Below are 13,064 nucleotides of genomic sequence, written 5' to 3'. Positions count from 1 at the left end.
AGCGTTTACTTCGTTATACCACCTTAATATTCTCAGGTACTGCATACCTTATCCTTTAACGCAGGAATACGGATTAACCTACTAAGCATTCAGTCATCAGCTCTCAGGTGATTTTCTTCCGGCAACTCCCTGCAGGTTCTCAGCACTCCCCGCTCTCTGTACGGTTCTATTCCCGCAATACTCTTCCTGTTCACAGCTTTTCAAGAAATTATATTAAAATGTTATTCAAGATTATACTTCTTCAATTGAGGAATGTCAAACTTTCCTGCTCAATTATCCGTGGCGTTTGTCAAAAGGTACTTTAACAAGACTAGGGACGGTGGTTGCGTCTTTATCTCATAAGACGAACCACCGTCTCTGCGTCTAACTTTTTAATTGCCTTACTTGTTCCTTGCTCATCTTCATTTGTGGGGCTGATTGTAATATATTAGCAACAGCCATGACCTGTCCGCAAGCAATTATACACCCGCGAAGCTTATCTGCGGTTAGGCCAGTTGCTAAAATTGACAGACTTACTTAGAGTTGAACTCTTAATTCCGGCGGGAAACAACACCTGAAAACTACTTCCTTTCCCCAACTGACTGACTACCGCAATATTACCGTCATGTGCCTGCACAATCCATTTTGCGATAGCAAGACCAAGCCCAAATCCGCCCTTTTGCCGGGTTCTGGCCTGATCCACCCGGCAAAAGCGTTCGAAGATCTTCTGTTGGTCCTCCGCGTTTATGCCAATGCCGGTATCCTTTACAGATAATTGTACCATTTTATTAACCAGCTCCTCCGTAAGCTGTAAGCTTACATGAACAGCCCCGTCCCGCGGAGTATATTTTATCGCATTATCTAAAAGAAGTGTTAATAATTGCACCAGACGTTCCCGGTCAGCATAAATCATAGCCTGCTCGGGCACTTCCAAGGTAAGCGAAATTGCCTTATCCTGCGCTCGCTGTTCAAACTTTCTGACTACCCGTTTTGCTTCAAAACAAAAATCGAATAGACTTTTATCAATCTCAACCGTACCGGAATCTGCCCTGGCTAAAGTTAACATATCGCCAACCAATCTAGACAATCGGTTCATTTCATCTCTAATATCAGCTAATAATTGAACTGAAAAAGGAGACATCTTGTCCCCCTCCCGTTTATCAATAATTTCAAGTGCGGAACGAACAATGCTGAGAGGGGTACGAAGTTCATGAGAAGCATCGTCGACAAATTGCCTTTGACGTTCTAACGATCTACGTATTGGTATAATGGCTCTACTGGCTAAAAAGTGAGAAGCGAAAGCAACAACAATCATAAATAAGCCAACAGAAATACTTAATGCATGAACTAACTCACTTAAAAAGCTGTTATAAGCCTCAAGATTTTTTCCGGCATACAAGGTTCCTACAAAATTACTATCAAGATACACGGGATACGCCGCTACGGCAACCGAGATATTTTTTCCGTTAAATGTACTAATCTCAACAATATCACTATATATACCTTCCCATTGTGAAGCTTTCTTGTAAATTTCCTGCTGTATTTCAAGAGGCTCAGTAGTATTTCTCGCTTGTCCATTTGCATCTACAAAAAAGTAAAATATATTCCCGGGAACATCAATTGACCTGTGGCTGGGAGAAAAATTATTCCTGCTATTATTGCGGACATGGAATTCCTGCATGAACCAGTTCATATGTGCATTTGTTTCGTTCTGCGCCAGCATTATTACTTCTTCTTTTTGTTCTTTAATAAGTTGCATTGACAATAACAAATAGAGAATAAGCATACAGCCCAACAAGGATACTACTGTAATCCCGCTATAAAGTAACATCAGCCGGTTATACACTCTATGTAGCATATTTTTGCCCCGTTTTTAAAATTTGTACCCTACACCCCATACATTGCTGATAAACGATGGCCTTCCAGGTATATCAATCTTCTTACGAAGCAAACGAATATAGGCGTCAAGATTATTATCCGTTACGTCACTTTCCAATCCCCAAACCCGGTTAATTAAAAATTCCCTTGATAAAACTTTGCCTTTGTTGTCAGCCAACAGCTCCAGTAACTGAAATTCACGATTGGATAACTGTACTGTTGCATTGTCGCGTGTTAACGTTCTATTGGCACGGTTAAGAACCATGTCATAGACAGACAGCACTTCATCGGCGACAAACACTCTAGTTCGTCTGAATAAAGAACGAATACGGGCAAATAATTCGCTAAACTCAAACGGTTTAACCATGTAATCATCGGCCCCGGCATCCAGCCCGGCAACCCGGTCGGCCACTTTATCTCTCGCTGTTAACATTAAAATCGGAATGTAATTCTGATTGGTTCTAATTTGTCGGCACAGTTCTATGCCGCTAAGCCCAGCCAGCATCCAGTCAAGAATCAATAAATCATAGTGCTTCTGGCCTGACAGCCTAAGAACTTTATCTCCATTCACTCGCCAATCAACACTGTGTCCTTCAGATTCCATCATGTACTTAACAAGTTTTCCCAATCTTTCGTCATCTTCAGCCAGCAGAATATTCATAACCTATTCACTCCAACCGGATTTTATGAAGATAAGATTGCCTTTATTTAAATTATATCACGTAATACTGAAAAAAAGCTGAAATTCGGAAAAATTTGTATTTTAAGCATAAATTTGCAAGTCTCATTAGCTATATGTTTGAACTTTCAGTACTTTTTCAGAATTTTAGGCTAAAATTTAATTATAGAATATATATGCAACAGCGACTGAAATCATATAGCTGCAGATTCATTTTAATAGATTCAAGCAATCACCCTATTCTACTTTAGCAGCGCTTGTAGAAAAAATATCGCCGGGGAGCTGTACAGAACCTTTCGTTCCCCGAGTAAATGAAAGGAGGAAAAACTATGGAGAATGCAATTACTGCTCACAACAAAGTCAGCAAACCGGACTCTGCTGCAGACACGATTCTTAGATGCTGCGCTGTTGTGCTAATACTTTGTTTTGGCTTATTGGCTAACTATCTTTAGCTACGGTAACATTAACCGACTCAGACAACCTATATTCCTTTACACAAACCCGACATGCCGGCGGCATCATAATAATTAGCGCCAGCTACTATCTTTACAACTATGAGTCAGGATACTCTTTGCAGTAGACATTACGTTTACTGCATTGAGCCCTATTAGGTTGTAGGACGTCGGAGCCAACCATAAAAAATTCCGAAGGAGGCCATCTGACGTGAATGAAGACATAGCTATGCTTGTTGGCAAATGGTTGCTGGCTTTATTGCCTATTATTGTTTTACTTTTCACCATCCTTTATCTTAAATGGGATGCACCTAAATCCGGTGCAGTTGCCTGGTTTACCTCCATGCTAATCGGCTCTGTCATATTCGGAGCCGATAACCGGTTACTGGCATTAGCAAATAGCAAAGGCATGAGTTTATCGGCTTATGTACTCTTAATCGTATGGAGTGCAGTATATCTTTACAATATTGTAGAAAAGGTCGGTGCAGTTAAAGTTATCGGCGATAATATGATCAGTATTACTAAGGACAAAGCATTGCAGGTCCTCATTATGGCTTGGTGTTTTTCCTCCTTCATGCAGGGGATAGCAGGTTTTGGCGTACCAATTGCCGTTGTTGCACCTATTATGGTCGTAATGGGGTTTCAGCCCGTCGTAGCCGTGGCAACATGCTTAGTCGGCTATTGCTGGTCGATTTCTTTCGGGTCAATGGGTTCGTCCTTTTACACCATTCAGTTGGTTACTTCCATTCCGGCAGTAACTATCGGCACCTGGATGTCGATAATCTTCATTGTTCCTGTTTTCCTCTCCGGTTTTGGAACACTGTTCATCTTTGGTGGTAAATCAGCAGTCAAACATGGTATGCCCGCTGTATTAGTAACAGGTACCGTCATCTGTTCCTCAATGTGGCTGATGAACATATTAGATGCCGGCCAGCTTGCAACGATGATCCCCGCATTATTAGGTTGCTGCACGTTGGCCATAATGGCACGCACCCGGATTTATCGTGAAAATAGCCAAGAAGAAAGCTTTGTAATTGCCGCTGCAGAAACAAATACCTGCTCCACCGTCAAAAAAATGGGGTTCCATCTGGCATTTTCCCCTTACTATATTTTAATTGCACTTTCATTGCTTGCACAAATTAAAGGTGCAGCCCATCTCTTTTCCCCATTGAGCTGGGGACTTGATTATCCAGCCGAGCAAACGGTATTCGGTTATATGGTGAAGCCTGAACATATGTATGCACGTATTAACCTTTTGAACCATCCCGGACCGCTGATGATGATTGCCGCTTTGGGAGGCATTCTCGTATTTAAGCGTGCCGGATACTGGCGATCAGAGATCCTGGGGGAAGCAGCCGCCAAAACAATAAAGCAATGCATTACCACAAGCGTTGGCATCATTACCATGGTTATGATGGCAATCAGCATGAACGACGCTGGAATCACCAGCCTACTTGCTAATGGTATGGCTGGCGCAACCGGTAAACTGTTCCCGGTATTATCCCCTTATATCGGTGTGCTTGGCGCATTTCTCACAGGTAGCAATACCAATGCCAATGTAATGTTCGGCGCATTACAAGCTGAAACGGCCAAAGTGTTGGGTATAAGTTCAGTAATCATAGCTGCCGTCCAGTCAGTCGGAGCGGCAGTAGGTTGTTCGATTGCGCCGACAACTGTTATGCTCGGTTCTACTACGGTAGGAATGAACGGCCGGGAAAGCGAAGTTATGAGCCGTACTATACCGTATTGCCTCGGAATAAGTCTAATGGTTGGTATCTACGCATGGATTTTCTCGTATATAATATTTTAGTTTATTCTCAGTCTTGTCATAGAATTTTAGTGTAATATTATATAAACCAACAAACGCTAGTAACCCCCGGACCAGCCGGGGGTTACTAGCGCTTACGCAAAATTGGCTCTTTCGTTCGTGGCACTCTGCCGGGATTGATGCGGCATTATATATTTAAACGTTCTAACTTCCGGAACTACTCTTCTCAGCCTCTGTCTGCTCAACTAACTCACAGTGTTCTGAGCAACTGGTGTCTTCACTGTCACAGCGCGATTCTTCACAAACAAGAACTTTTTCAAGCTTGCTTTTATCATCTTCTTTATACACGGAACTCACCCCTTTTATTTTTTAATAGTTTTAAAAGCAGCCTATTCACAATCTACAGAATCATACCGTATTTACTAATTAATATTTGCTATTATTTAGTAATTAAAATATACACCTCACAGCAATAAAGGTCAATAGTTTTGTTGGTAAAATAATTAATTTTTAGAAAAAATCCGGGGTGCGGTTCCGTCTAATTTATTTAAACTTCAATTCTCCTCTGAAAACCGGCCCTTGGGCAAATCTTTCAATATAAATAATTTAAAAGCAAGCTTAGTTGTCATTATATTACTTTTATTTTACGGTTAAGAGCCAAGACTCAGCTTCATCAATGTTACCATAAACCCTAAAATCATTTCCTTTGTTTGATTCATTAAGGAACTCTTTGAATTTTTCGCTGATTTTTAGTTCACTTGTGAGAATCACGGCTACTTTTACCTGATAGTTAATAAATTTTTGCAACACCTGCCCTGCGAGGCCTGTTTTAAGTTTGAAAAAGTCATCCGAAAGCGCTTCAGCGTGCAGCATCAATAAATGAGTATTATTTTCAAAACAAGCAGTCAGCGGTGCTTCAGCTGAAGTACATTCAATATATTTTTTGCTATCCTTTTCTATTACTCTATAATTCATTTTGATGTCTCCTTATCCTTAACAATTAACACGCTTGACAGACACAAACTTCATCTAGTTTTCATAGCTATCCTTTAGGATTTGCTTGCACCGGGTTTTACATGCACTATATAACCCGATAAAAATTCTTTGTTAGCTGTCCTGATTTCAACGGGGATTGCACAGTAAACCAATAGCAAGATAAATAAAAAACCAGCATAAGCATGCTGGTCCAAAACAAAGTATGTTAGATCGAGATATTACGAAAGGAAGCCTTTCATATAGGCGAGTATACCGGCAAAGTAAAAGTGATTCGAAATAGTCATAGTCTTATTAAAACGTTGTCTCATCACCAATCCCAGACTTCATTCTAAGGCCACACTCGGTATATATGGCGCCGTTAACGTTATTTCGGTATGTACTCTTAAATCCATCGCTACCTACCAAGAACAAATACTCTCACCCCATGGGTACGCCCCAGCTCATATAGTTCTTCGTCTGAAGCGTCGATATGAACGTCAAACACCTTCCCTTTGACCGCCCCTCCGGTATCTTCCGCTATGCGCCTGAATACTCTGCCGTCAGGCATAACAATCTCGACTTCCGACCCTAGCGGAACCACTTCCGGGTCAACGGCTACAGTCCTGCCTGAGGTAGCAGTTGTGCCTGATGCTGTTTTGCCTTTGTCGTTATACCAAGTCACCTGGGCGCCGTCTATGTAGCGAGCCACCCGCTGCCCGCCACGGCTAGTTGGGTAAACTTCACGCTGGGCCGCCAGTTCACGCCTTAGAATTGCTATATCTTTTCGCATCTCATCAACCTCTTGCTGATTGACTTGGGCCTCGGTCGCTATTTGTGCTACTCTAGCTTCGCCTGCTTGCTTTTGATCTATGGCTGTCTTGTAATTGATGCCCACGCTAAGCAGTAAGGTAATTATAATCGTGCCAATAGTCAATTGTAGTCTCATCCTATCACTCCTTCAAAGGATATATTGAGGCTTAGCTTATATTATAGCGGTAAAATGGAGGTAATATCAATGGATAAATTTTCTTACCTTCATCATGGTCCAGCAAACTACTTAATTCTCTCAATGCTCCCCTTCCTTAAAGGGCGATGTTAGGGGCATTTAATTAATATAAAAAGACATTAGCCAATAAATTCGGCCAATGTCTATTTACAATAAATGAATCGTTATTTTTTTATGAAAACCCCGTCGTCAATTTCCTGAAAGGCCTGCTGCAATTCCTCTCGTGTGTTCATAACAATCGGGCCGCCCCAGGCTATAGGCTCCCTGAGCGGTTGACCGGAAAACAATAAAAACCGGGCACCCTGTTTTGTTGCCCAAACAGCAAGCTGCTCTCCAGCTTCAAAGAGTACCGCCTTGTGGCTTTCAATCATAGTTTGCTTGTCAGCATCAAACCATGCGGCTCCTTCGACCATGTAAATAAACAACGTGGCATTTTTATCTGTTGGGATTTGCCACTCGCATCCTGGTTCTACCATGACATCCAAGAACAAAGCTTTTACATAATCACCCGATGTCGCTCCTAACGTTTTTCCGTAGCTACCGGCTATAACACCAACAGTAGCGCCATTTTCCCGTACTTTCGGTATCATAGTCGCCGCAATGTCGCGATATTGCGGCTGTGTCATCTTATTTATACGGGGAAGATTCAGCCAGAGCTGAACCCCTAACATCCGCTCTGAGGCTTGCGGCATTTCCTGGTGCAAGATACCGCTGCCAGCTGTCATCCACTGGCAGCAGCCAGCATGAATGCTCCCCTTATTCCCTAAGCTGTCACTATGCTCAATATTGCCAGAAATCAAATATGTCACGGTTTCAATTCCCCGGTGCGGGTGCCACGGGAAACCCTTGATATAGTCGTCGGGATTGAGGGAGTCAAAAGCATCCAGCATTAAAAACGGATCAAACTCCTGAACATCAGCGCGCCCAATAACCCTCACAAGCTTTACTCCTGCTCCATCCATTTGAGTTGAACCGGTTACAATCTTACGAATTGTTCTTCTTGTAGCCATAATTATCATCCTTCCACTTATTAAATACACATTCGGATTTTAACTCTGCGAAGTCCACATACGTTTATAAATTGTTTCAAGCAATAGTAAGACAATACCTTCATTATTCCATATATTCGTACAAAGTAACACTTTCGATATTGTTGACAAATCTTCTCAATTCCTTGGCTTGCTCCCTGGTTATTTCTCCGGACTCAAACATCCTGCGAATCTCTGACCGCTCTATGTCCATTACTTTTATATGCATTTCTTCTTTTTGTTCCTCTGCCTTGCCGTTATGTCTTTCAGCCGGTGTTTTTAACCGGTCAATCATTCTTTTATAATCCATTATAACAACATGAACAAGATTGGCTCGTTCATGCTTTTTTTCATATTCCTCCAGAAAATGATATGCAGACTGCAAAGCCTTTAAGTGGATATTCTTACTTAAACGTAATTTAGCAGATTCAGATTTTCTATCATCTCTCCCCGAATATCCCTTGTACCGATTCCAATTTCTTGTTATTCTCCCAATCAGATATAATAGTCCAGAAGACGCGCTAGTAGAGAGAGCTTCTTCCCGGCGGTCAAGAAATTTCTCAACTATATCGAAAACAGCTTCACTAATCTCATGCCGCTCCATCATGCCGTTGATATATTCTCTTTCTTTTTTTAACGCTAGTAACCGTATTGCTTTTATTTCATGCTGACAATCATCGGTATCGTCTAAATCCGCTTCACGTTGAATGCGCTTAATCATGGTTTTATATTCGTCCATTAATTCATAGACTACAGATTTATTCTCATCATTCATTTCCGCATGAATCCTATTAATAGCTTCCAGAATAATTTTCCGTTTGGCTGCACTAGTATCCGTTTTATTTACCGCTTCATCCTTTGCTGACTTTCCAGTACTTAAAATAGGCAAAAATATTGTCGCCGCAACTAATGTAAAAAGAATTACGCCAGCTGCTATAAAAAGAATAAGTGAACGTTGCGGGAATGTAGTTCCACTTGCCAGAAAGTATGGTATTGAAAGGACTCCGGCCATTGTAACAGCACCGCGAACACCTGTTAAACTAATCATCAAATAGGTTTTGAAGTCTGATTTAGCCCCATTTCCTGCTTTATCGAAATGGTAATGGTAAAAGAAGATATACGACCAGCCTAAACGAATACCCAAAATAACCAGTCCAATTATACAGACATACCCAACAAGCATCCAATTATTTATACTCGGATCAGCTACTGCTTCAGTCATTGACGAAGGAATGTTCAACCCCAATAATAAAAATACCACTCCATTTAGGATAAATAATACAATAGACCATATATGTTCTGTCAATACCTGCTCTTCAGCTATTAGGGTTTCCGTCCGTTCTCTTACCAAGGCATGAACAATCCCGGCAACAACTACTCCAATAATTCCTGAAGCATGTAAAAACTCCTCGGTGATAATATAAATGACGAATGGCGTCAAAATCTGCAACAGTGAATGAAAAGTTACATCAACAATTCCTTGCTTTCGTAGAGTAAATCGTAGCCAGGTAATAAGAAAACCATTAATAAAACCAGAAATCGCACCAACTAGAAATTTATAGGAGAAATCAAGTATCGCTGCATGTATCGAGAAATAACTTGTTATAACCGCCGCTACTGCATAATTAAAGGCAACCAGACCAGAAGCGTCATTTATTAAAGATTCACCTTTAACAAGTGAGAGTACCTTTTCCGGAATTCGAATGCGTCTGGCAATCCCATTTACCGCTACAGGGTCTGTTGGCGATAAAATAGCTGTCAAAGCGAATGCTGCAGCGAGCGGAATGTCAGGTATCAGCCAATGAACAAAACAGCCTCCCATGATTGTTGTAAGAATAACAAGAATGATTGCATTGCTAAGAATAGGTACCCGCATTTTCCATAATTCTTCACGCGGGTAATGCCTGCCATCATTATATAATAACGGAGCAACAAACAATAACAAAAACCACTCCGTTTCAAGTTCAAATGGATTACCCGCAAATACCAATGCAAGGATTATACCAATAGCTATTTGAATGAGTGCTGCTGGTATAGACGGAATGTAGTGGCTCACAATATTCGAAAGCAATAAGCTGAAAAGTAATAGTAAGATTATCATCAACAAATCCACATTGATTCTCCTTTTCATCTCTTAATGAAATATAATATATCCAATATACCTATAATCTTCCGCCATATGCTAAAGAATAAAGCAGACTAACCTTCAGGGTGGGGTTTTAACCCCATCTGAAGGTTAGTCGTCGGCTAAACAGCAATAGCCGCCTGCCGGCGCGTCCCGGTGGGCGACTTTTTTGTCACTCTACTACATTATAAAACATATTATGTAAAAACAGGAGGTGTCAAATGTGTCTGAAGAAACTCGTGATGTCATTAGCGCATTTAAAAAACGACTGGAAAGATTGGAAAATCAAATCGGCGAAATAGATAGGAATGTTAACGAGATCCTCCGACTAGCTCGTAAAAGAGAAGAGGGAGAGAGCCAGGAGGATTGATCTTATTCCCCGCCCTGCACCCCAGGTTTTTTATTTCAAAAATAACAGCGATATCACACGTAAGCCTGTGGATATCGCTGTTATTTCTTTGCTTAAGCTTGAGGTTATAAGAGTGCCTCCCGGCACCCCTATCCACCTTTTCTTCCAAACCTCGCTTGTCTGGTTAAGGTTAAATAACCAGAACGACTATCCTGCAATGCACAGACAGTCTTTAACTAATAAAGCCGGACAGTTCTTTATTGGTATCCCATATTTCCGGTGTAAAATAAAGCGCAGGCCGCAGGATTGCACTTTCAACAGTCTATTGGTATATTAAAAGGCAGCAGACAAATAGTCTGTAAAGAAAAATGATAAGGAATTGAACGATGAGGAATTCGGCAAAAAAAGAATTGGACGAGGAAATCGCGGCAACAAATCAATTAGCCGAGGGTACTGATGCCCAGGCATTTTGGGACCCTGATGCCGTCCTCGATTTGGTTTTAAGTGATATTGAGTTATTGCTTGAGCAAAAGTATCCTGTTCTTGCAAAGCATACGGATCTTTTTAATATAAGCCGGTTGAATTTTTTGCTAGGCGGCCAGTTTCGTATTGCGCGGCTGGCCAGGGAGCAGGGAGTTCTGATTCAGGACTGCGAAATGTGCATCCACTATGATAAGGAGTTGTCTTATTGTCAATATTACCGGCTGATATTTACGCAGAAAGATGATCTCTATTATTACAGTGGATTATGCCCGGCTTTAAAAACCGATTGATACCGGCTTATTCCGCCGGGCATCCCTGCCGCGCCTGCCCGCAGTTTTTTGAACGCTTTCATCAGTATCTCACAGATTAACACAGCAAGGGAGGCCCGCACTTGCTAATCCAACCCGCTTAAAGGCAATAAAGGAACAGCTGTCGACAAATACAAGCCACCTGTTAAAATGTCATTTTGTACCCCATCATGTAGTTGGCCGGTGTGAAATAGTAAGCGTTAGAAGTCGACCGGTAGGAGATATCATCCCTGTCAAGCAAGTTGTTCACCGTTAGGAAAAGACTCTGGTTCTTTGTCATCGCATAATTTACGTTTAAATTTGTAACTAAATACGGTTTGGTATCAATGCCGCTCAGTACCCGCTCTGCCATATAAGAAGCATTTAGGGCAGCGCTCAGCTTGTCCTGCTGATACGTTACGCCGCCTTTAAGCTGCCAGCGTGAGTAATCTCGCTGCCATCCGGATGAAACGCCTTTATTGATGGATTCGGTTTTGGGATTGCCGTAGCTGACGGCATAGTTGTAACCAAAGGGACTGCCTGCTGCTTTAATTGTGCATTCCAGCTCGACACCGGTATTTTTTAAATTTTCGTTTTTATAGGTAAATTCTCCGGGCGTGCCCGTATATGTAGCCGTGATATTGTCGTCAATACCATAATGGAACAACGCAACACGCCACTTATGGTCGCCAGCATCTTTCTTCCAACCCAGTTCGTAGTGTGTGCCTGTCTGCGGCTTCAAGTCGGCGCCGGGCTCCGTTTTGTACATCTGATGCAAATCCGGCATTTTATAAGATTGCCCCACACTGGCATACAGATTCTCGTCTTCAGCCAGCTTATGAACAAACTGCATCTGGCCGCTGAAGTTGGTGTTGTTATAATCACCGGGCGCTCCGGTTGTCCAGGACTCGCGCGCGCTTAAGATCAGCGTATTCAGATCACTGACCTGCTTTTCATACTGGGTATAAGCGGAAAAGTTGTTTCTAGTCTGTTTTGACTCCTTATACGGGGTATATTCCTCCCGCTTAAAGGAACCGCCAAATAAGACTTTACCACTGTCTAACCCCCAGTCTTTTTGCAGATCAAGCCCGTAGTTTCTGTTCTTTTCCTCATCAACCGCACGTTTATTGCCCGAGAAAGTTAATGCGTCTTTTTCACGTGTCCGGTCTACATAATAAGCCGTTGTTTGGAAATGATCATCCCGATAAGTTAACTGCATATTATTTCTGTCAACATTCTGTTTTGTATCCGCTTTGCTTGTAATATAGCGATATTCTGATTCAATATGATTAACCGCTAAGTCTAACTTATCACTAAATGAATAAGTTAGGCTTAGATTATTATTCTCGGGGCCGACCCACTTCGTTCCATCAGTAGCGACCTTCTTACGAGTACCCCATTCCGAATATTGATAGCCGATACCCAAATTACCGGCTTGTAAACCAAGGGTATGCTCTTGCTGTCCATAATTGCCCCAGCCGGTCTTAAAATAATTATCGCGCTTTTTCTTGGTAATGATGTTGATGACACCGCCGGTTGCCTCACTGCCGTACAGAACCGAGCCGCCGCCTCTGACAATCTCTACCCGTTCGACGTTTTCAACAGGAATATCGGTTAAGTCATAGGTGGCGCGAACATTAAGCGGCACTCCGTTCAGCAGTACCAGCGTGCCGCCGGCGGCTCCTCTGATAACAATTTTGCTGTACATGTTGCCTAGGGACGAACCTGCCGTACCATATTGCTGCATTTCGATGCCGGTCGAAAACTTCAACGCGTCGTATAAATTACTGGCGCCAGTATTTTGCAAGTCCTTCTCAGTTAAAATTTCGGTAGAAGCCGCTACATCTACATCGCGTTTCTCATAACGCTGTGCAGTTACAATTACTTGTTCAAGGGAAAATTCACTTTCCTCCGCAGCAAATACCGGTATGGAAGAACAGCTTATCCCCAGCATAATTACTGAATAGATCATTTTTCCTAATATATTCTTTTTATTTTTTTTACTCTTTGTACTCATTGGCATCCCCTTTTTCATTCCTCGCATTAAGATAATTC

General features: G+C 41.9%; 12 protein-coding genes and 1 other annotated feature (1 of these 13 running past the window's edge). Of the genes, 4 read left to right on the top strand and 8 right to left on the bottom strand.

Features of this window, described 5'->3' with window-relative positions:
* Nucleotides 1-203, bottom strand: a binding site (T-box leader) (it extends 11 nt beyond the left edge of the window).
* A 272-nt stretch (nt 204-475) separates the two neighbouring features.
* Nucleotides 476-1,837 carry a sensor histidine kinase gene (locus SATMO3_RS09070; protein ID WP_371380232.1) on the bottom strand — a complete coding sequence of 454 codons (1,362 nt, stop codon included), beginning with the start codon at nt 1,835-1,837 and terminating at the stop codon, nt 476-478.
* A 15-nt stretch (nt 1,838-1,852) separates the two neighbouring features.
* A complete protein-coding gene (locus tag SATMO3_RS09065; protein ID WP_371380230.1) occupies nt 1,853-2,518 on the bottom strand; it encodes a response regulator transcription factor in 666 nt (221 codons plus the stop codon).
* Nucleotides 2,519-2,865: 347 nt separating this feature from the next.
* Between SATMO3_RS09065 and SATMO3_RS09060 the strand changes: the two genes are divergently transcribed.
* Together SATMO3_RS09060 and SATMO3_RS09055 are read left to right on the top strand one after the other, a co-directional pair.
* On the top strand, nt 2,866-2,988 hold the full coding sequence (locus SATMO3_RS09060; RefSeq protein ID WP_371380229.1) for a hypothetical protein: 123 nt from the start codon (nt 2,866-2,868) through the stop codon (nt 2,986-2,988).
* Between the two features lie 211 nt (nt 2,989-3,199).
* On the top strand, nt 3,200-4,798 hold the full coding sequence (locus SATMO3_RS09055) for an L-lactate permease (protein WP_371380227.1): 1,599 nt from the start codon (nt 3,200-3,202) through the stop codon (nt 4,796-4,798).
* 162 nt (nt 4,799-4,960) lie between these two features.
* Here the strand turns inward: SATMO3_RS09055 and SATMO3_RS09050 are convergent, their stop codons facing one another.
* From SATMO3_RS09050 to SATMO3_RS09030, 5 genes are all read right to left on the bottom strand, one after another.
* Entirely contained in the window at nt 4,961-5,104 is a 144-nt protein-coding gene (locus SATMO3_RS09050) for a hypothetical protein (protein ID WP_371380225.1), read from the bottom strand.
* Between the two features lie 291 nt (nt 5,105-5,395).
* On the bottom strand, nt 5,396-5,731 hold the full coding sequence (locus SATMO3_RS09045) for a DUF4180 domain-containing protein (protein WP_371380223.1): 336 nt from the start codon (nt 5,729-5,731) through the stop codon (nt 5,396-5,398).
* 415 nt (nt 5,732-6,146) lie between these two features.
* The gene (locus tag SATMO3_RS09040) at nt 6,147-6,677 is read right to left on the bottom strand and encodes a 3D domain-containing protein (RefSeq protein WP_371380221.1); all 531 of its coding nucleotides are present in this window, start codon (nt 6,675-6,677) and stop codon (nt 6,147-6,149) included.
* A 224-nt stretch (nt 6,678-6,901) separates the two neighbouring features.
* The gene (locus SATMO3_RS09035; protein WP_371380220.1) at nt 6,902-7,747 is read right to left on the bottom strand and encodes a pirin family protein; all 846 of its coding nucleotides are present in this window, start codon (nt 7,745-7,747) and stop codon (nt 6,902-6,904) included.
* Between the two features lie 103 nt (nt 7,748-7,850).
* Nucleotides 7,851-9,878, bottom strand: coding sequence for a Na+/H+ antiporter (locus tag SATMO3_RS09030; protein WP_371380218.1), 2,028 nt, complete (start codon nt 9,876-9,878; stop codon nt 7,851-7,853).
* A 235-nt stretch (nt 9,879-10,113) separates the two neighbouring features.
* On the opposite strand from SATMO3_RS09030, the gene SATMO3_RS09025 reads away from it, so the two are divergent.
* Both SATMO3_RS09025 and SATMO3_RS09020 read left to right on the top strand, forming a co-directional pair.
* Nucleotides 10,114-10,260, top strand: coding sequence for a hypothetical protein (locus tag SATMO3_RS09025; protein WP_371380217.1), 147 nt, complete (start codon nt 10,114-10,116; stop codon nt 10,258-10,260).
* Nucleotides 10,261-10,625: 365 nt separating this feature from the next.
* Nucleotides 10,626-11,012: a hypothetical protein gene (locus SATMO3_RS09020; protein WP_371380215.1), complete on the top strand. Its 387-nt coding sequence runs from the start codon at nt 10,626-10,628 to the stop codon at nt 11,010-11,012.
* Between the two features lie 163 nt (nt 11,013-11,175).
* Here the strand turns inward: SATMO3_RS09020 and SATMO3_RS09015 are convergent, their stop codons facing one another.
* Entirely contained in the window at nt 11,176-13,026 is a 1,851-nt protein-coding gene (locus SATMO3_RS09015) for a TonB-dependent receptor plug domain-containing protein (protein ID WP_371380213.1), read from the bottom strand.
* Between the last annotated feature and the right edge of the window lie 38 nt (nt 13,027-13,064).

The organism is Sporomusa aerivorans (genome assembly GCF_041428895.1).
GTDB classification, from domain to species: domain Bacteria; phylum Bacillota; class Negativicutes; order Sporomusales; family Sporomusaceae; genus Sporomusa; species Sporomusa aerivorans.
The sequence above is the reverse complement of the archived record's forward strand: the minus strand, read 5'-3'. Positions and strand labels throughout refer to the sequence as shown.